The sequence below is a fragment of the Myxacorys sp. genome, assembly GCF_059501405.1.
Map to the genome: position 1 here is coordinate 1 of NZ_JCACCM010000123.1, position 18653 is coordinate 18653.

Genomic DNA, 18653 nt, shown 5'->3' on the forward strand with positions numbered 1-18653 from the left:
ACTACCGCCCCAGGTTGCGATGAGCCGACATCGAGGTGCCAAACCTCCGCGTCGAAATACCCAACTCAATCGACTCTTGAAACTCGCAACAGGTAATGACTGGCGAGTTGAGGAAAAGGAACTCGCCCAAGTCTGTCACGCCTTCTAAATTCCCCTTCACGTAGTCACCCGTTTGGGTGACTGCTTCTATCGCCACAGCTACAGCATTAGAACTAAACAAGTCATGGTCACAGCAACTAGAACTGATATTCAGAAGTCTCACGACGACTTCTACGGCTTAACGTGCTTCCTCATCAATGGCAAAGAATACGCCGCTGCCAGCATCGAACAGGCAGAATTAGCAGCGAGAGAGCTTGCAAAGGAATGCCTTGATCTAGTGGATACAGCGTTGATTTTGAAGCACTCCTGTCTCCCACCCCAAGCGGCTTCAATCGTTCGCTACGTGCAAGACGGCTTGCGGGGTGGGGGTGACGAAGTTGATCTATTGATTCCGGTCATCCACAACCTAGACGCCTTGATTGATGAAGCGGTTGTTACGTTTGGGCGATCGCATTTCTTAGGCGTATTCGCCAATGGAATCGAACTCTCCCTCGTTCAGTTTCCCCAATGGATTGCAGACTTCATCTTGCAAGAGTTGGGACTAGAGAGTTCAGAGCAGGTCTGTGTTTATCAGTTGGCGTAAGGGAGGCAGCTCATGTCTAAGCTTCAAGAATTCGAGCAGAAGTTAAAAGAACTGATTGAGAATCCGACTCCTCAACCCAAGTACGAACTCTGGCAAACGGTGCGTTGGAGAAGCTACGGTGTGCGAGCCGACGCCATAGAGGAGAAGCAAGGCAGAATTGCAGGCTTCTATTTCATCTCGGTGGGTATTGGTTTTCAAGACGCTTCTGATCCCGGTTGGTATTACTACATCGAAAACGGCTTTAATCACAGGATTATCCACGAAGACGATATCGCTGGAGGACTCGAGTAATGGTTGCTATCCGTGGACAGGGATTCACCTTACGAGACGTGCTCGAACACTTTGATGAGCGATACGACCTCTCGGAGATTATAGAGCGCTTAAAAGAAATTACGGCGGCAAAACAGGCTCAGTGCGTCGAGGCGCATCACCATGACGCCCTAAAGCGGCTGGTTGAACTGCTAGAGCAAGCCACTGACCAAGCATTAGAAGTTGAAACACTGGGCCTCACATCGTACGAGCATTAAGAATACAGACTTTACCAGACGTGATGATGAAAACCCTGAAGTTCAAGCACTATTGATATAATCACGCCCACATGAGAACCGCTCACCAGTACCGATTGCGATTGACCACGACGCAACAAACCACAATTGATCAGTGGCTTGAACTTTGCCGTCGTCAATACAACTATCGGTTAGCGGAGCGGTTCAACTGGTACGAGCACAATCGTTGTGATATCAACGCCTGTCCGCTCATTTGCCATCTGCCAGAGTTGAAAGAGCGTCCTAGTCGCTATTCACAGCAGCGGGATTTGGTCAATTCTAAAAAGCTGTTTCCCCAATATAAAGAACTGCCTTCCCACACTCTGCAAGATGTAATTGCACGGGTAGAGAAGGCGTTTGACCGATGGTTAAGCGGGGACAGTAATGGCAAACGAAGCGGTAAGCCACGCTTCAAGGGACAAGGGCGATTTCGTTCGATTGCATTCCCAGACCCCATCAAGCCAGAACACATTGACGGGCGATTCATCCAGCTTCCGAAAATCGGCAAGCTGAAGATGATTTTGCACCGTCCGATACCCGATGGTTTCAAGGTGAAAACGGCTGCAATCATCAAGAAGGTAGACGGCTATTACATCACGCTGTCGCTTCAAGATTCATCCGTACCTGTTCTCACGCCTGATGCTCCAACGCTGGACAACACCATTGGGATTGATGTTGGCTTGAAGTCGTTTCTGGTAGACGATTCAGGGAACGAAGTCGAAATCCCTCAGCATTACCGCAAAGCAGAAAAGAAACTGAAGCGGCTACAGCGTTCACTGTCTCGTAAGAAGAAAGGCTCAAATCGTCGGAAGAAAGCAATTAAGCGAGTCGCTAAAGCTCACTTGAAAATTGTCAATCAGCGCAAAGATTTCCACTACAAGAGCGCTCAAAAGGTTCTACAGCAAGGAAAACACGTTGCACATGAAAAGCTTAACATCAAAGGACTAGCCAAATCTCGATTGGCAAAATCGGTAAACGACGCTGGATGGAGTCAATTCCTGCAAATTCTCTCAATCAAGGCTGAAAGAGCCGGGTTGCTTGCAGTTGCTGTAAATCCAAACGGCACTTCTCAAAACTGTTCTGGATGCGGTACAAAAGTTTCAAAAACACTTGCGGATAGGCTTCATGCTTGTCCTGAATGTGGACTGATGCTAGACCGTGACCACAATGCAGCAATCAATATCAAACACCTGGCGGTAGGGCATTCCGTCAATAAAGCTCATCCAACGTCCGAAGCATTAGCTGGAGTCGATGAGAAGCCCGCTCTGTATGCGTAAGCATCAGAGTCGGGAGTATGTCACCAAGGAGCAACAATGGTGCAACTTGATGGTGGCGGCATTGTGCCCTGTCAGAGCGTCACGAGCGGCAGTTTCAAAGCAGGAGCCGCCGCGATCGTCACTCTCAACGGCTCGAAAGCATGGGTCGATGGCATGCCAAATTAGGGTGATGCTGATTCCATTTTTGACGTAAATTGCCAGACATCCCGATGTACTGAACCATGTCTTGACTGTCGATCGCGAAATAGATGCACGGTGTTTCAGAAAGCTGCGATCGCCTTGTTGCTTGAAATCAGTCAGCGTGACCGATTTAGAAGGGTGCGGTTCCTGCGGAGTTGCGCTTTGCGCTAATCGTTCAGTCAGCACTTCTTGTAATGACTGAACGGTAGTTCTGAATTCGGCTCTATCTAAAGCAGCCTGATTACGATCGCGCCTTACTTCAATCAAGTAATTCTATTATCTGTCAACCCCGATCGCGGTGATAACCAAACACCAGACCTCAAAACAATTCCCCTCATGGCTTCACGATCCGCATAACGGCAAAAATCAGCAGCAGCTAGTAACTTTAAACGGAAAACTAAAATCCAGCTCCCGTTCATCTGCAACGCGATTGTTAGACAGCTTTAAGCTCACTTGTGCTCTGCACTCTTCAACCGAAGTTCTTCAGCTAGATTATTCAAGGTCTTGTCTATTACATATCCTAAATTATGAACAGTGTTTTCATTAAAATGCTTCCAATCAGGAATTTTCTGATCTGCGTCACGCTGTTTCTTCATCAACCCATATAATTTCACGTCGAGTGGTATTAGCTCTTCGTAATATAGCCGTCTGAGTTCTTGATAGGTATCAGTGCTTGTTAGATGTAACGCCTTGCTAATTTCCGCACGTATTTTGGCGAAAATTGCTCCTGTTCTTTTATCGTATTCTGTTACAGCAGCAGAGTAGAGAGGGCATTGCTCAATAGGATCAAAATATGACACTTCAATAGCTAACAACTGATACTCCCAGATCAAGTTTGCAAGATTATCGAGAAGCTGAACCTGAGCATCTATAATTTTATTCTGTCTTAGAAGAGCCGCTTCATATAGTTTTTGTTCTCTAAGCCGCCTGTCGTCAATCTCCTTTTGCTTCTGAACCTTTCTCTCGTCAACTATTTTGAGAACATAGGGTATGAGAAATCCAGTTACACCAGCAGTGAGTATCAAAAGGAGAACTTTTTCAAGGAAATCTTGACTAAAACTCATGTGGATTGCTTAAGACTTAATGAACTAATGAATACTCAAACACGAAACCTATATCGGTACACTTGTAGATTAGCAGTCCGCATAACGGCAAAATGCAGCGGCGGCAGGTAACCTTGAACTCAACATCAGCAGCTTTCAACTAGCTGCTGCCATGCAGTGTTAGGTGTGCCATACAACACTCTAGATTGTATGTTCAAAAAGAACTTCAGTTAACTTCTCAGGTGGGGACCAAATTCCCGATTTAGCCTTAACATAAGTACGTGAAAGAGCTACTATTTTTTCTTGCTTTCCGAACCGTAATCTCTGCCGCTCTATTTCTGTAAGTTGTTCAAAAGCATTGTCACAAAAACCATAAGTAGATAGAAATAATTCGCCATCACGTCCTTCACGAAGGATTACATTGAGAAAATCTCGTAAATCCCCACCTCCAACACGGGAACGAGATCTCCAATGTTTAATTTCCACAATGTACTTCTGTTGCCGTCCTTGAACTTGACACTTCAGAATTACGTCTTTGCCACCATCTTTGCTTGGTGGCGTTAGAGTAACATCAAATCCCAGTCCATCAAAGATTTCAGCTATAGTACGTTCTAGATCTCGCCACTCCAGGTCTTCAAGAATATTTGGCTTCTGGGCAATTAGCATTGCAAATTGCTGGCTAACAATTTTAAGGATCTGTTGAACTTCACCAAAATCTTCATCATCAACTTGCAAGCGAGATATCCAAGCACGAAGAGCATTTAAATTAATTAATTCTAGTTGAAGAGGAAATTCATGCTTTGAAGTTTCTAGTGCAGCCTTCGTAAATTGTGTATTTATAAGGAGAATAGCTCTATCAACTTGATTAAAGAGCGCTGCACCCACTAACTCACGAATTTTATCAGCACCTACAGCATGACCAGATTTATAGTACTTGAATTCAATGCCGAGTTTTTGAGAAGTGAAAGTCTCAGTAGATGAACGAGTTGCTACGAAGTCGAGTCCTTCATCAGCTAATCTCGCAGTCTTACTAACTTCATATCCATCTTCGATAAGCAGTGGTAGCAGAACATTAGTGTAAATATCTTCTGCTTCACGCGGACTCATCTTTGTTGATTCTGAGGCGAGATAATCGATTTTATCTAGAAGCTCGTCTCTGTCTTCCTTCTTCATGCTCAAGTGTAAAAGTGAGGGAAGGACATTGTACACCTAATGAACCCCTAACCTAGCAGAATAAAGCAGTCGAACGGTTGCGGTCAGCGGTTGCAAGAACATTCAACTTACCACCAGCAGCTTCTTTCAATCCGTTGCACCACAATGCTTAGCTTGTGATCGCACTGTTCCCTAAAATCGGTCAGGCTGACTGATTTGCTCGTTGTTGGTGAATGGCTGTCCGAACTTCCCACGATCTGACTGTCGATCGCGAAGTAGATACAAGGCGTGTTGGGTAGCCGCGATCGTCACCCTCAACGGCTCGAAAGCGTGGGTCGATGGGATGCCCAATTAGAGTGGGAAATCTCTAGTAGTTTGCTGGATGCCCCATGCCTGAAGGATTTATCAAGCAAGTTGGAGGTCGCAAGACGCTCGGTTATCCCACGATCGATGAGATTGCGGGGTTATCTGATGCGTTGGGATCGGAATCTCTTTCAGGTGTTGCCGCGATCGCACTTAGTGCATTAACCGTTGTCACCCTAAGCGACACTTATCAACTGATTCAGGCCGATAGCAGCAATCCTGATCATGCGTTCTCTGTCTTAGCGATTACGACGCAAGCGTTTAGTTCTGGCAGTGTTGCTAGTGCTGTGATTAGCGATCGCGTGAGTGATCCTTCCTGGAATTGGGATATTCGCAAATCAATTTATTTGGGGCAAAACGGACAGCTAACCCAAACCTTTCCTACTGTCGGCTTTGCCCGACCGATAGCACAGGCACTGAATCCGACCGATATTTTATTCTCTGCTGAGGAAGCGATCGTATGGCAAGCAACATCTTTGTAGGACTAGTTAACAACGTCCGAACGTTCATTACTGCCATTTCTCAAAGCGCGGGCGTAGCTGATGCAAACAAAATTGTTTCGACTGATGCAACCGGAAAACTTCACATTTCCCTGATGCCTACAGGCGTAGACTCTGAGGCTTTATCAGTGCCCGTGTCTGAGGCTCTGTCAGCGGGCGATTTTGTCAACCTCTACAACGTTTCAGGCACACTGACAGCGCGTAAGGCAGACGCGAGCAACGGGCGATTGGCTCACGGTTTTGTGTTGGCAGCAGTAGCGGCAGGAACGGCAACGGTGTATCAGGAGGGCTTAAACACGGCGCTTTCTGGATTGACGATCGGTGTAACCGCCTACCTCGGCACAGCAGGATCTGCGACCGTAACCCCCCCTAGCTACGTGAGCGGTCGGATCTATCAGGAGTTGGGTTATACAACTTCTGCAAGTGCTGTTTTGTTTCAGTTCTCTAGCGCAACCCCCTACCAGTAATGGCTAGCATCCTCGCTCTAGTCAACAATGTCAAAACCTGGATTTCCACGATCGCGATCAGTAGTGGCAGCGCTGATGCTGACAAGATCGTTGCTACGAATGGCAATGGTCAGATTGATAACTCGTTTGTCAATTGGGCATCACCAGGCGCGATCGGGGCGACGACGGCGAGTACAGGAAGATTCACCACCCTGAATGGTGCTAACACCACCGATACAACGGCGTTTCTAGTCTCTCAGTTCAACGGATTAAGAACGCTGTCACTTGGCTCGACTGGAGTCACAACCAATACAAACCTCACGGTTTCGGCTGCGACTGCATCAGGCAGTTTAGGGGTGGGTGCGATCGTCACTCAGGGCGGTATTTCTGCCGCAAAAGAACTGCGAGCTGGGGCGGGCTTGTTTGGGGTAACGGCAACGATTACGGCAAGTGCGAGCGTTTCGGATATTCAGCAGTGGCGAGACACAGCAAACGGAATTGTCTCATCCATCAATATTGATGGATCGTTCAAAAAGCTAAGGTCAGCGACCTACAATGCGGCAGATGCGACGGGCACACTCGGCTTTTTCCTGGGCTACAACGGTGACACATCAGACAACGGACTAGTTAAATCATTCCGAACGTTCTTGAGTAGACCCGCGAGTGGTAGTGCGGTTCTGAGCCTCGATAGTTGGGCGGGCTTTGATAGCACAACGCCAACAGCAATCCCCTCTAGTTCTTGGGTTTCGCGATTGGCGTTCGCTGGAGCAAGTTTTGTCGGCATCAATACCAATACGCCAGGGGCGGCATTACAGGTTAATGGCGGCTTGGCTATTAGCTCATCGAGCACAGCAGTAAGCGATCCGGGAGCGGGCAATCTCTCTATTGCTGGAACGCTAAAGATTGGCGCGAGCGGCTCAACCATCACTCGCATTTTGCCTGCGGTGTCTTCAGCACTCGATACCGTGTCTGTTGCGGCTCAAACAGCATCAACCATCAGCGTTACAGTGACCGGGGTGCAGGTTGGCGATCAGGTCAATGCCAACGCAAGCTCTGCAACGCCAAACACAAATTTTAGTGTTCACGGTTATGTGTCAGCCGCGAATACCGTGACGGTTGTGGCGTATAACAGGGCGGCAACTTCTCAGAATTTCTCAGGCAACGTTAGAGTTTTAGTAGTGGGATAAGAAAATGGCTGTTGAAATTGTTGATCTGAATAATGCAATCGTTGATGGGTCGAACTTTGGCAAGCCTGCTGATGCGATCGCCAACAATCCAAAATTAGCCTCAGACATTCAGATTGCTCTACAAACGTGGTGGGAGCAACAACAACAGAAGTTTGAAGCAGAGAAAGCCGATATTGCAGCCCAACAACAGCAAGCGATAGAAAGTGCGATTGCATCCCTTAACACACAGCACAATGCTGAAATAGCAAGCTATAAAACGCAAATCGCATCGCTAACAGCAGAGCTAGATGCATTCAAGAATCCTCCCCTACCCGTTGAGAATTGGCCTGGGTTGGCAGATGCGCTGATCAATTCTTCGCTGCTGCTGAAAGTTCAGCAAGTGGGAACAGTTTCGGGAGCCGCAAACATGGGATATACCAGTTTGGGGTTTGTACTGTTCGGCCTTCGATCGTATGAACGCTTTGTTGCTACCGTAAAAGTGATCCGGGTGGCATTGGCAGAAGTAGGGCAAGATTTCACGACAGAAGAGTTAGACTTGCTCGATCGGGCACTGGTTGAAAATGGATTCCCCTCACTGCAAATTGTCAATCAACCATAAGAAATTCAAATGGGGTGATGAGTGCGATCGCGGCTCCCTCCCATCATCACCGTTTAGAGATTTAATCCTAATTTAGTCCTGGACTAAAAAGGGCTTATTGAGAATGGCTAAAACCCTTATCCTGTAATACTCTAGCTCTGGACTATTTCATAATAGCTCTGCCGAGTTCGCAGAAGTCCAAGCCTAAATAGCTCAATCATGGGACTACAACCCTTGATTTCTCGTTAAGCGGTGTTAGTCCAGAATTATTTGTGCAGTCCTATTTTTGCTTATTGCGAATCAGAAGAGTTGCTTATTGATTTTTGGCCTATTTCGATTTTTGGCAGCAATCAAATTCAATCTTCTTCAATCTTCATTTGTTTCTCGTGATGGTATAATCACGGCCATTGATTATTGGGAAGAATCATGCCGCGTGGTGGAAAGCGTGAAGAAGCAGGGCGGAAATCAAAATTTCAGCATCCAACCGAGCGAATGAGTTTGCCGGGAAAGTTTAAGGCAGAAATTGAAGAATATGCCTTAATGCTCGACCGTGAGCAAACTATAGATTTTTGCCGACTATCAGAGTTCGAGAGGGCTTGCGAAAATATTCTGAAAACAATCCCGCCAAATAAGCGGGTGTGGGCAGCACGACTATTCAATCGGTTGAAGGGTTCACTGGTATCGCATTGACGAAGAGTTTAAGCATCTCTGTCAGAAAAGCGCTGCTTCGCGTCGTTTACCATGTTTTCAAGATACGAAATGTACTTCTCACAAAGCTCCTTGACAGGAACGCCGCGGAATTGCTCTGGAATTTTGGAAAAGTAAACGTCAATCGCTAAGTCAAAATTTTGTATGTCAGATGGAATCTCTACATAACACATTTCGGTTGAACCATCAGGTAGTCTTACTAGCCACCCACTGCCACCAAGCTGATCGCCTATTACGAAGCCTAGTGCATTTGGAGGCTGCTGAGAGCGATAGCGATTGCTTAACTCAAAAGGATTACCGCTGAAAGTCCCCTTTGAATGAACCCTAAGCTCACCCTGTTTTAGAATTTCCGAGCGGATATCATAAAAGAACTTCATGAGCGGATCTGCTTTCATTTCGGATTGAAGTGGCTCATACCATCCGTCAAAATCAGGCGCAATGTTCTTCAGGTTTTGCAGAGCATTAGTAATAGCCCGTCCAAACACAACTAGGTTTCTGACTCCTGCCATTCTTTCTCGTGGGTCGGTTGAGGCAACAAGCCTTAAGCCGAATTTGGCTGTGTACAAAGTTTCTTCAGTGTTTTGTAAGACGGATGTTATTGTTTTTTTCATACTTGCCAAAGTGAGGCTTTCAATAGAACTTAGGTGAGAAGATCCCTAAATCTACTGATTCAAGAATAACCTAGTGCCCTGTTAACATCCGTATTGTTGCTACGGTGGGATTATGGCAAATAAAAATCCGATTCAAACGGCAGAATTTAAGGCTCAACAAGTTCCGAAACATGGCGATCGGGCATTGGGCAAAGTAATTGGAACGCGCTATCCGGCAGATGTCGATGCCGCGTTGAGGCAGATTGCGGATCACCAGGGCTACATTCGGCAAGCGATTGAGGAGAAGCTTAGAGCGGATGGGCTGCTGCCGGAGCGCTAGAACGCACGAAAGGGAGCACAACGTTTCTTAAACAGTGTTCTCTGAGATCGCACCCTTCACTCGCGACACTCATCGCCATAATGAACTGCTTGCACTTTGGCTTCTGAGTTCACATCAGCGCACCATTGCCCGTGATGCAGCCAAACCATAACAGGGTGGTAGAAGAACGTAACTGCGATTGCCAGAGCGCTTACTGTGGTGACTGAGATTAGCAGAGCGATCGCAATCTTCTTCGGGCGAAGCGTAAGGGGCGATGATCGTCGAGTCATGAGGGATAAGGCATGAGGGAATTCGGTTGAATTATGCCCTTTCTCTTTCTGTCTGCGATCCTCCAAACATTAAAGCTGATCAAGCTGTCTTTTGAGATCTTCCAGTTCGCTGTCGATCGCAGCATCTTTAGGCGCATGTGTCTGCGTTTGAGGAGCCGCTTGTCCTGGCAACGCGGCTTGCGGTTGGGCTGAACCTGCCAACATTTGTTGCTTCATCGCTTCGAGTTCGAGATCAACATCGCCCGATTCGAGACGAGCAAGCTGCGATTCGAGATCTGCACCCGCTAACTCGCCTGCTGCCTGCGCTCTCGCTTCTGACTGCAACACCTTGTCTTCCATGCGCTCAAACGCAGCCAATGCCGTGTTCGTGCCCATGTTGCTGACCATGCCTTGCAGATGCCCATCTACTTTAGCAGCCGCAAGCTGAGCTTTCAGCCTGGTTCTCATCGTTTTTGCTTCAGAGATTTTGGCTTCTAAAAGAACTAGATTTTGCTTCAGGTTTTTCACCCAAGCGGGTTCTTGATTGCACTGAACCTCAAGGCTGCTGAGAATTCCAGCGTGCATCTTCTTGCGGCTCAGAGCTTGCTGTGCTAGAAACTCATCTCCTTTTTGCAGGGCAAGTTGTGCCCGTCGTTCCCATGTATTGACTTCCGCTTGCGACTGTTCGTACATCTGCTGAAGTCGCTTTTGGCTCGCCATGGCATTGAGGATTGCTGGGCGTACGTTCTGCCTCTGGGCTTCCATTTGCTCGATCGCGCTATCCAAAAGCTTCTCTGGATCGATGCCTTGCCCAAGCAGACGATTTAAGCCCACTAAACCCAATCCAACCACGGCTCCACCGGCTGCCATTGAAGCCATACCAACCCCAATCGCACTTCCACCAACGGCTACACCAACTCCTCCAATCGCTGCTGAAGTGGCTGCACCTGCCGCTGCTCCCATGGCCGCAGCACTTGCAGAGGAATCATCGCCTTGGAGGAGCGATCGCAACGCTTCATAAAGAGCAGCACCGGTTAACGCGCCGATCGCCGCGAGGGGAACAGCACCCAGGCTATAGCCTGTCCCACCGGCTAAGATTCCAACCTTGCCGATAGAAGCACCTGTCAGTGCGCCTCCAGCTACTAGGGCAGTTCCTTCGTTCAAGTAATTTTCCTTGTAGTCCCCTTGATTGGAGTTCAGCTCGGCTCGAACCACGCGGCCAATACGATTGAATAACTGCCCCATGGCGCTCTACTCCTGATTATGTCTTTGCTGGCAGCACCTAACATTTCAAGCTTAAGCGCAACCAAGTTTGACTGTTTAGTGGAGATTACGCAGATTTATCTCATCTTCAAAAAAAGGTCTTGTCAATTTGGAGTCTCTTACAACACGAAAGACTGAGCAGTTTAGCGTTCGCACTCACCGGACGCAGATAGCTCCTAACTAGCAATCCAATATGCTCCAACGTTGCAGTGCAGTGTGTTTATTAGGCTTAAACCAACTTAATCATTGATATATTAGTTCGATCACACTAATTTTCAATTCTCCACTGGATAAATACTTTCAGAATCCTCAAAGTAATCAGCGTACTTTTTCAAAACATAAGCAAAAACTTCCCTTAACCAGACTTCTTTGGATTTAAAATCAACAGCTAGATTAGCTTGTCCAACTCTTTCTCCTGCAACACTCTTACCAGCCATAAACCCCTCGGTGACTATCTGGTCATAGGGTGTAGAACGCCTTAAGTGAAAGTGCTTAGAGGTGTTTGCAATACTTCTTAAGACTTCATAGAATTCGTAGTTCTCAAGCTCGTGAACCAGTCTTTTTGCAGCATTGTTAGAACCTTCACTTTCTTCGATCCACTCTTTTAAATGATAAAGAGTAATGGAAAGCTTAAATGCATTGAGCGGTGTCTGATTTATGAAAAAGTCTTGGAATACTCCCTTTGCCTCAGCATAAATCTCTTTAGTACTCAAACTGTACAAACCTTGCCTAAAATCAGAATTGCTCATCTTTCCTTACAGCATCTAAGAATGAAGTCTAACGTTCTGCCTCACCCGCCGCTAGTAACCTCTCGAACTCAACGAAGAGACTCGAAACGGTCGGGTGCAAGCGGATTGCTTGTCGCGTCTGCTGAATCATATCTCAATCATCATTGTACGCTCTTGAATTCATGTAGTGTCCCATTTGACCATCACACATCAAGCAACCTGACAAAAAAGTATCTTCTAAATCTCCTGCGATAAATTCGTTACAGTACTCGCAGTGTCCCATATCCTCATGGATTTCTTGACAGGAAAAGCAAATCCATTTATCGCCCAACTTTACTACAGAATTAATACTTCCGGTATCGTTACAGGAGGCGAAGCTCCCTTCAGATTCAAAATATTTATACGATATTTTTTCTTCTTCTATTACATCATTAATTTTAAGATCCTCACTACAAGAGCAACAAACTAAGGAGGGAAAAACATCAGATTGGTCTTGAGCCTTAATTAAACTTGAATGGCAGAAGGGGCACCTAATATTTTCTAGTATATGTTCTGATATCTGACTTCCAAAGCCATATGTCTCGAATGACTGCTTGCAAGTCTTCTTTTCTGCCTGATACACATCTTCTGTTTCTAATAAAATCCGCCAGCAATCTTCACCAAGAACGCTGTAAGGTTCTTCTTCCAAATATTCACTAATGAAATCTCGAATCAAAAGGAATGAAGTGACAATGACTTCTCGGACTGCACCAGACGACTTATCAGTATAATAATGTTCTATATTATTGCGGAGCTTATTAATTTCTTCAAACCTGTTCCAATCATATTCAATCTTCAGGCTCTTGAATCTCTTTTTAATTGTCTGAACATCTACTGTTTTTTCACCATCACCAACAAACAACACATTCCCTTTTTCATCACATATAGGTTTTATGAATTGTTTTATTAAAACTTCTTTGTCATGCAGTGGTGACAATCGCTTTAGTTTTTCTTTGTAAAGAAGAAGAATCCCAGCACAAATGTTTCTAACTGCGGAAAGATACCTTCTATCATCGTCCATCAGGTAGTCTTCGACACCCACCTGTATAGAGTCAATGGCATTTTGAAGCAGTGACATAACTTGCGTTCTCAAATAAAGCGGTCAAATCAAAATTTTCAGTCAACCTATAGTTCAGCGACATAACTATTATTAGGCAGAATCCTTCTGCCTATCCATCTAGTTTTGGAGGATAGGCAGAAGGATTCTGTATATCTTTCCAAAACAGGAGGATAGATAGAATTGTTCCGTATATCTTCACATCCAGTACGGCTGAAATTGAAGCATTTCTTACCCATCTTGATTGGCAGGAGCAAGATGTAAACGGACAGGTCTGTGGAGAGCTGATGGAAAAACACCTCTGGCGTTTAGGGGAGGTGGGCGATCGCAACCCCAATGTTATTCCTCAGAAAACAAGCTTAGACAGAGCGTTAATCCTGAGCGTCCAAAGATAACTGTACTTATTACGATTTGCCCACGGATCGGCCTTAAACGCCTGATAGTTGCCGAAGTTGTGAGCGCATCCGGGGCGGTTGGAGTGGTGCAAATCACATAAAGGAAATACTTGCCAAAGGGGAAGCTCAAAACCTGGTATCGGCAAACTGTAACCCCATAGAATTGGGAGAAGCGAGAAACCGAATAGAGACAGAGGGGTGATTGCAGAAGAGATCGCGGATACCAACGCAACTGGATAGACGATCGGAACGCCGTAGAAAGCATGATGCACTTCAGTAGCAGGGGATGAGCAGCAAACACATTTCCCACGAGTAAGAGACTTTGCCCGCTTCGCTGTTTTGCGCCATTTTTGGGGATGGTAGCGCTTAGTTGCCTTGGGATTGCTGACCCATCCATCACGTTTAAAAGTTGTCATTTTTAAGGGCTTCTTGTGAGATTTTGCAAATTCTTTTATAAGTTCCGTGAAAATATGTCCCTAAGATGCGACCGTCTGACAATCTGGCTCTTGACCCGCAAGACAATACAGCTTGTGTTTTTGTCAGTTTTTCTATAGTGCTTATCGTGATCGCTCTGCCAAATTGACAAATTTCGACCTCTTCCCCTACTTGAAATTCTGCCAACATGAGTCTCCTTATTTCGTTATCTCCGAGAGGTACAAATAGCCGCGATCGCAGAGGGGAACGCCCAAGCAACGGACTGAGGGACGGAGAAGCCAATCAGGAGCGATGCCAGTCCTGAGATGCCAGTGAAAATCGTGGTTTTGAGCGCGATCGCAATCAGAGTTTTCCGCCGCTCCTCTAGCATCGCCGCCGCTAGTTGCTGACCTGATAGCCGATCGTTCTCTAGTTCAGTTCCACACTGTTTTTGCAGAAACCGATCAATGCCGGGGTGATACCGCTCGCTGAATCCCTGCTGCATTGCGGCTAGTTTGGCCTCAGCTACGATCGCGCCTAGTTCTAAATCTTCCTCAATTCCCAGATCTAGCGGTATATCTGGTATCTGTTTGATGTGCTTCATGATGAGGCTTGAGGGTTTGGGCTAGAGCCACAAGACCGGAGAAAGTGATCGCACTCAGGATGAGGAGCGCCGTAAGCGTTGTGAGATTGTGCCACAGTTCAGAGCGGCGATGCTCTTGCGCCTGCCTGCGAGCGTGAGCCGTTAAAGTATCGATCGCCTCTAGGTCATCCCCTGAACAAGACAGATAGCCTGTAGGGGACACCGTGAACTCGATCGGGGTCTTACTCATTTTCATCATCCCCATACAGATCGGACTCCTTGACACCGTGAGCATCGTAAATCGCATCTTTCAGCAGCTTGTTAACCTTCTGCTGAGATGTCTTGATGTGGGCTTGAAAGCCCTTTAGGTTGGCTCTAAAGCGATCTTCGTAGACCTGATACGCCTTCGCAAATGGTGCATCAGCCGCCGCGATCGCAACTTCGCTTAGTTCATCTGCTAAATCAATTTCAGGTGCTGTTTCGGGTTGTGGCGTGAGACTCTGTTTCTGTCTCTGCTTAGGGTCCGTTGCTGGATTAACTAGCTGAGAGGGGCCTTTCGGCTGTTGGGACTTAGTTAAATCGGACATACTGAACTCCTATACGATCAATGGCTTGGTGAGTTTCTTCGCTAAAAAGTTTTCGATCAGTTGGTTGCAGTCCTCACGCGAACCGCCCGCAAGCTTGACGAACTCTAGGGCTACTTCATCGCCATGCTGGATGCATAGCTTGACAAAGCTTTTTCGAGAGGCAGAAGGGCGAAGTCGTTTGTAGCAGGCGAGAACGTATAGTCGCCATACGCCTTCCTTGTCGATCGGCTCACATTCAGGCAATCCGATCGAGCTGCAATCTCGACTAATGATTGAGGGATTGATTCCTCCAAACATTTCGGCAATTTCTCGACGAGTGAAAGTGTTCGATTCCGCATCCACGATCGAGGGAAGATGAGGCAGTCGATCTTTGGGGCGTTTCCTCATGCTAATAATGTTGACCATGCCAGTTCTTAAAACGTGCGATTAACGTGTGATGAAATGCTGTAGGCTGCCAGCACGTCGGGCGGCAAACTAGCATGAATTTTGAAAGATGAGAATTTCCATGATTGAAGCTGGATAGGAAGTGCAAGGATTTTGATGCGAGAAAGTAGCATGGGCGTGCTACATCACCGCTTTGAACGACTTCAGATCGGGCAGAAGCTGAAGCTTAGATCCAATGGTTGAAAAAATGATTGGGGTTTTCGCTTCCATCGATCGCGCCTTCAGTCTTTCTAGTTGCTCAATCAGGGAGTCACTATCCACGGGCACAAGATAGCGATTCTTCATTAGATTGCGAATCATATTAAAATCGCCGCGTTGCCTTCCCTGCTCATCAATCCAGCTATAGCCCTGACACAGAATGTTGAGGTTGCTGCGGATGTTAGAGTCTTCTGTGATTCCTAGCGATGCGACGTTATAAGATTGCGTGTCCACAAGTAAGCAAACATTCATCTCTCTGCCTACGGTCACTAGAGTTGAGAGTTTTTTAGAGAAGTTGGTCTTATACCATTTCTCTTCTCGGCAGGTATCCCAGATAGAATGCCAGTCCGAGAGAATCAGTCTCACGGGCTGATCTTTGAATGAGCTTCTAGCAGATTCGGGCATGTGTCGCCGCGCATCGAAAATGTTGTAAACCTCATCGATCGCGCCAAACGCCAGCAGGGGATTGAGCGGATCAAAAAGTGATGTCCTACCCTTCTCCCTCAGTCCACAGAAAGAATCGTTCTTCTGAGCAATCACCCACGCTTCAAGGTTGGGATATTTGGCAAACATCCGGTTGAGAATGTATGCCTCAGAGACGCTTTTCCCGGTTCCGGTAGCGCTCGCGAACACAGTCGAAATATCCGAAACGACAATCTCATCGAGAGCCTGACAGATTCCAGGCTGTTCGATGGGCAATTGGGCTACGGGCGATGGCTGCTCAATTACTGGTGCAGGTTGAACGGGTGCGGGCAATGGCCCAGGCGTTGCAACTGGAGTAACGGGCGGCGATGGCTGCTCAATTACTGGTGCAGGTTGAACGGGTGCAGATTGAGAAGCGGGCGGCTTGGCTTCCGGTTCTTCCTCTTCATCCTCGTCTAGGTCTATTTCCATATCATCGGGATCGACTCCCAGATATTCGGCATAGTAGCGGCGGGCGTCATCTTCAGCAATCACTTCGTCAACTTGCAGTTTCGCCCCTGCATGAAGCTGCAATTTCTGCACTTTCGCTTGGGCGATCGTCTCATTTTGCATGTAGGCGATGTTCTCCTCTTGCAGTCTGAACCGCTCTGCGACCCCTTCTCTTTTCTCAACGATTTGAGATGCCTTAATTGTGAAGGCGAACGAAGCCGCGCCAATTCCAGCAGAGAACAGAGAAGAGAGCAGCATACCGCCGCTTTTCTGCCCAGAGGTGAGGGAACTGGTAGCGCAAAGGATGCCCAACACGCCAACCGCAATCCCTAGACCAATATGTGTTCTGTTCAACTCGCCTGTATTGGGCATATGTTGAATGGTCATTTTGACCTCCGAAACAACAAGCTTGCTCCAACTGCTACGAGTAGCGCGACGGCGGGAATAGTGGCCTGTAAGCCGAACTTCTGATTAGCAGGTTCTGCCATCGTGCCGTAGATGGCATCCCAGGAGCCGCCGACAATGCCGAAGACAACAATCACGCCAATCATCACTGCTAGAATGCGTTCTGAAGTGCGACGGGATAAGCAGGTATAGACAATGCAGCCCACGATTGCGAGTCCCACGATGAGCAGGTATCCGGGCATGACACCGGGAATGAGCCGTGCGAAAAGTGTTGCACCCAAGCCGATTGAAAACAGCAAGCCTACGCGAGAAATACCGCGAACGATGTCATGAAAGGTGAGCGGCTTGGGTGCTTCCTCGACTTCCCAATCGCCACCGGGAACAAGGAAGGAATTACCTTGCTTCAGGCGGCGCGGGTCATAGATAAAGCCTTCGTCATTGTCGAACATGGCTTCAGTCCTCAGTTAAACAACGCCGTCACAGCGTTTCCCCTGCGGGGTTTGACCGTTTTACCGTTGATGTAATCCGTGAACTCACGCCGCTCCTCCGATCGCAACTTCGCTTCTTCCGGCTGCTCCTTAATCCGGTTGATATCATCGTTAACTTTTTGGCGGCTCACCGTGCGATCGACGCGCATTTGAGCAACGGCTTTCTTCCGCATTGCTGCAAGCTCTAATTTGAATTTGTTCTTACCTGATGTCAGATCCAGCTTGCCCTTACGTCGAGCAAGTTGGATTCCATGCTGAGTATCTTGAGCAAGTTTGCTCAAGGTTTGGTGATGCCTCTCAACTGTGATCTCCAGTTGCGACACCATCTTTTCGATTTCTTCTTTACGTTTGAGTGAGGCTTCGATCGCTTCCTTGCGCAGCTTCTCAATCTCCACCGTGCATTCAGTAATGGTTTTGATACTCTCTAGGAGAGACTTCGCCACGTCTAACTGAATTTTCATCTCGTTCGCGTAGTTGCGAAGCTCATGCGCGTCTTGCCCAGTGGCGTTGCCTAACTTGGTGATATCAAAGCCGAATTGATTTGATAATCCTTGGAGTAGGGTAGGCGTACTGCCCTCGACGCCGACGCGGAATTTTGGGGATCTGCTGTTTGAAGAGTTTGCGTTGGTCATGCTGCACCTTGTGGAGAATGCTTGATTGAAAGATTAGCACAAGTTACCTACTAAGGAACTACTAAGGAACTAAAGCGAGCTATGATTTTGTCAAATTTCTTAGTGGTTCCTTAGAAAGAGCGTAGGATAATGACGAACGAAGTATTGCAAGAGCCGGAAATGCCCGAAACCGACGCCCCAAAAATGGAATATGTTCGCTTTGCTGTCCCGGCTCCCTTGCTGCAAGAGGCGCTTGAGTTAGCCGAAAGTGAAGGGTGGAAGCCTGCCGAATTACATCGAATATTTTGGGAGCGGGGGTTCGCCGCGTATGCAGAGGGTAGTAATAAGCGACGGGTTAATAAATCGCTTAGGAAGCGGGAGGCCGACGAAGAGTGAAGATGTTGAGAGGCTAAGCGATCGCAGAAGCGCCGAATTAGCTTGTCGCTCATCGATGATCCTCAAGATTGCTTGTCGCTCACTTCTGCCAATTTCTGAACGACAAATCAAGCCCGATCGACATCTCCATCGATCGGGCTTTGTGCAAATCGGTCAGCATGACTCATTTAGGAACTTCACAGCTTAAGAGGCTTCGCGATCGCAATCACTCATCTGCTGAGGGCGCTGCAACTTTGAGTGAAGTTGCAGCGCCCTCAGTGCACTACTGGATTTCGTGGATGTAGTTGTGGTTCGA

The 18653-nt window shown here is 47.3% G+C and carries 27 protein-coding genes; 12 read left to right on the top strand and 15 right to left on the bottom strand.

Annotated features, from left to right (window positions below):
* Positions 1–223: 223 nt before the first annotated feature.
* From AC5I6P_RS16895 to AC5I6P_RS16915, 5 genes are all read left to right on the top strand, one after another.
* Positions 224–682: a hypothetical protein gene (locus AC5I6P_RS16895; RefSeq protein ID WP_495694943.1), complete on the top strand. Its 459-nt coding sequence runs from the start codon at positions 224–226 to the stop codon at positions 680–682.
* A gap of 12 nt (positions 683–694) precedes the next feature.
* On the top strand, positions 695–973 hold the full coding sequence (locus AC5I6P_RS16900; RefSeq protein ID WP_495694944.1) for a hypothetical protein: 279 nt from the start codon (positions 695–697) through the stop codon (positions 971–973).
* Positions 973–1209, top strand: a complete 237-nt coding sequence (locus tag AC5I6P_RS16905; RefSeq protein ID WP_495694945.1) for a hypothetical protein — start codon at positions 973–975, stop codon at positions 1207–1209. Before AC5I6P_RS16900 ends, AC5I6P_RS16905 begins: the two co-directional genes overlap by 1 nt.
* Positions 1210–1280: 71 nt before the next feature.
* Positions 1281–2504 (top strand): RNA-guided endonuclease InsQ/TnpB family protein, encoded by a 1224-nt coding sequence (locus tag AC5I6P_RS16910; RefSeq protein ID WP_495694946.1) that lies wholly within the window; start codon positions 1281–1283, stop codon positions 2502–2504.
* A gap of 36 nt (positions 2505–2540) precedes the next feature.
* On the top strand, positions 2541–2669 hold the full coding sequence (locus AC5I6P_RS16915) for a hypothetical protein (protein ID WP_495694947.1): 129 nt from the start codon (positions 2541–2543) through the stop codon (positions 2667–2669).
* 464 nt (positions 2670–3133) lie between these two features.
* Here the strand turns inward: AC5I6P_RS16915 and AC5I6P_RS16920 are convergent, their stop codons facing one another.
* The gene (locus AC5I6P_RS16920) at positions 3134–3748 is read right to left on the bottom strand and encodes a hypothetical protein (RefSeq protein ID WP_495694948.1); all 615 of its coding nucleotides are present in this window, start codon (positions 3746–3748) and stop codon (positions 3134–3136) included.
* Between the two features lie 180 nt (positions 3749–3928).
* Positions 3929–4900 carry a restriction endonuclease gene (locus AC5I6P_RS16925; protein WP_495694949.1) on the bottom strand — a complete coding sequence of 324 codons (972 nt, stop codon included), beginning with the start codon at positions 4898–4900 and terminating at the stop codon, positions 3929–3931.
* A 368-nt stretch (positions 4901–5268) separates the two neighbouring features.
* Between AC5I6P_RS16925 and AC5I6P_RS16930 the strand changes: the two genes are divergently transcribed.
* From AC5I6P_RS16930 to AC5I6P_RS16950, 5 genes are all read left to right on the top strand, one after another.
* A complete protein-coding gene (locus tag AC5I6P_RS16930) occupies positions 5269–5724 on the top strand; it encodes a hypothetical protein (protein ID WP_495694950.1) in 456 nt (151 codons plus the stop codon).
* Complete coding sequence (locus AC5I6P_RS16935) at positions 5703–6209, top strand: hypothetical protein (RefSeq protein WP_495694951.1); 507 nt, start codon at positions 5703–5705, stop codon at positions 6207–6209. The genes AC5I6P_RS16930 and AC5I6P_RS16935 overlap by 22 nt, the downstream gene beginning before the upstream one ends.
* Entirely contained in the window at positions 6209–7375 is a 1167-nt protein-coding gene (locus AC5I6P_RS16940) for a hypothetical protein (protein WP_495694952.1), read from the top strand. Before AC5I6P_RS16935 ends, AC5I6P_RS16940 begins: the two co-directional genes overlap by 1 nt.
* Positions 7376–7379: 4 nt before the next feature.
* Entirely contained in the window at positions 7380–7973 is a 594-nt protein-coding gene (locus tag AC5I6P_RS16945) for a hypothetical protein (protein WP_495694953.1), read from the top strand.
* Positions 7974–8378: 405 nt separating this feature from the next.
* Entirely contained in the window at positions 8379–8642 is a 264-nt protein-coding gene (locus AC5I6P_RS16950; RefSeq protein ID WP_495694954.1) for a hypothetical protein, read from the top strand.
* Between the two features lie 8 nt (positions 8643–8650).
* On the opposite strand, the gene AC5I6P_RS16955 is transcribed toward AC5I6P_RS16950, so the two are convergent.
* Positions 8651–9271 carry an Ea47 family protein gene (locus tag AC5I6P_RS16955; RefSeq protein WP_495694955.1) on the bottom strand — a complete coding sequence of 207 codons (621 nt, stop codon included), beginning with the start codon at positions 9269–9271 and terminating at the stop codon, positions 8651–8653.
* 112 nt (positions 9272–9383) lie between these two features.
* Between AC5I6P_RS16955 and AC5I6P_RS16960 the strand changes: the two genes are divergently transcribed.
* Positions 9384–9590, top strand: coding sequence for a hypothetical protein (locus AC5I6P_RS16960; RefSeq protein ID WP_495694956.1), 207 nt, complete (start codon positions 9384–9386; stop codon positions 9588–9590).
* Positions 9591–9646: 56 nt separating this feature from the next.
* Here AC5I6P_RS16960 and AC5I6P_RS16965 read toward each other — a convergent pair whose 3' ends face one another.
* From AC5I6P_RS16965 to AC5I6P_RS17020, 12 genes are all read right to left on the bottom strand, one after another.
* Positions 9647–9859, bottom strand: coding sequence for a hypothetical protein (locus AC5I6P_RS16965; protein WP_495694957.1), 213 nt, complete (start codon positions 9857–9859; stop codon positions 9647–9649).
* Between the two features lie 69 nt (positions 9860–9928).
* Positions 9929–11083: a PspA/IM30 family protein gene (locus AC5I6P_RS16970; RefSeq protein WP_495694958.1), complete on the bottom strand. Its 1155-nt coding sequence runs from the start codon at positions 11081–11083 to the stop codon at positions 9929–9931.
* Between the two features lie 293 nt (positions 11084–11376).
* Positions 11377–11850 (bottom strand): hypothetical protein, encoded by a 474-nt coding sequence (locus AC5I6P_RS16975; protein ID WP_495694959.1) that lies wholly within the window; start codon positions 11848–11850, stop codon positions 11377–11379.
* A gap of 133 nt (positions 11851–11983) precedes the next feature.
* Positions 11984–12946 carry a hypothetical protein gene (locus tag AC5I6P_RS16980; protein WP_495694960.1) on the bottom strand — a complete coding sequence of 321 codons (963 nt, stop codon included), beginning with the start codon at positions 12944–12946 and terminating at the stop codon, positions 11984–11986.
* A gap of 325 nt (positions 12947–13271) precedes the next feature.
* Positions 13272–13736, bottom strand: coding sequence for a hypothetical protein (locus AC5I6P_RS16985; RefSeq protein ID WP_495694961.1), 465 nt, complete (start codon positions 13734–13736; stop codon positions 13272–13274).
* Positions 13737–13960: 224 nt separating this feature from the next.
* Complete coding sequence (locus tag AC5I6P_RS16990; protein ID WP_495694962.1) at positions 13961–14338, bottom strand: hypothetical protein; 378 nt, start codon at positions 14336–14338, stop codon at positions 13961–13963.
* Positions 14289–14567 carry a hypothetical protein gene (locus tag AC5I6P_RS16995; RefSeq protein ID WP_495694963.1) on the bottom strand — a complete coding sequence of 93 codons (279 nt, stop codon included), beginning with the start codon at positions 14565–14567 and terminating at the stop codon, positions 14289–14291. Before AC5I6P_RS16995 ends, AC5I6P_RS16990 begins: the two co-directional genes overlap by 50 nt.
* On the bottom strand, positions 14560–14904 hold the full coding sequence (locus AC5I6P_RS17000) for a hypothetical protein (RefSeq protein WP_495694964.1): 345 nt from the start codon (positions 14902–14904) through the stop codon (positions 14560–14562). The genes AC5I6P_RS16995 and AC5I6P_RS17000 overlap by 8 nt, the downstream gene beginning before the upstream one ends.
* A gap of 9 nt (positions 14905–14913) precedes the next feature.
* A complete protein-coding gene (locus AC5I6P_RS17005; protein WP_495694965.1) occupies positions 14914–15309 on the bottom strand; it encodes a hypothetical protein in 396 nt (131 codons plus the stop codon).
* Positions 15310–15468: 159 nt separating this feature from the next.
* A complete protein-coding gene (locus AC5I6P_RS17010) occupies positions 15469–16845 on the bottom strand; it encodes a hypothetical protein (RefSeq protein ID WP_495694966.1) in 1377 nt (458 codons plus the stop codon).
* Positions 16842–17312: a hypothetical protein gene (locus AC5I6P_RS17015; RefSeq protein ID WP_495694967.1), complete on the bottom strand. Its 471-nt coding sequence runs from the start codon at positions 17310–17312 to the stop codon at positions 16842–16844. The genes AC5I6P_RS17010 and AC5I6P_RS17015 overlap by 4 nt, the downstream gene beginning before the upstream one ends.
* An 11-nt stretch (positions 17313–17323) precedes the next feature.
* A complete protein-coding gene (locus AC5I6P_RS17020) occupies positions 17324–17983 on the bottom strand; it encodes a hypothetical protein (RefSeq protein ID WP_495694968.1) in 660 nt (219 codons plus the stop codon).
* Positions 17984–18112: 129 nt separating this feature from the next.
* Between AC5I6P_RS17020 and AC5I6P_RS17025 the strand changes: the two genes are divergently transcribed.
* The gene (locus AC5I6P_RS17025; protein WP_495694969.1) at positions 18113–18358 is read left to right on the top strand and encodes a hypothetical protein; all 246 of its coding nucleotides are present in this window, start codon (positions 18113–18115) and stop codon (positions 18356–18358) included.
* The last annotated feature ends 295 nt before the right edge of the window (positions 18359–18653 follow it).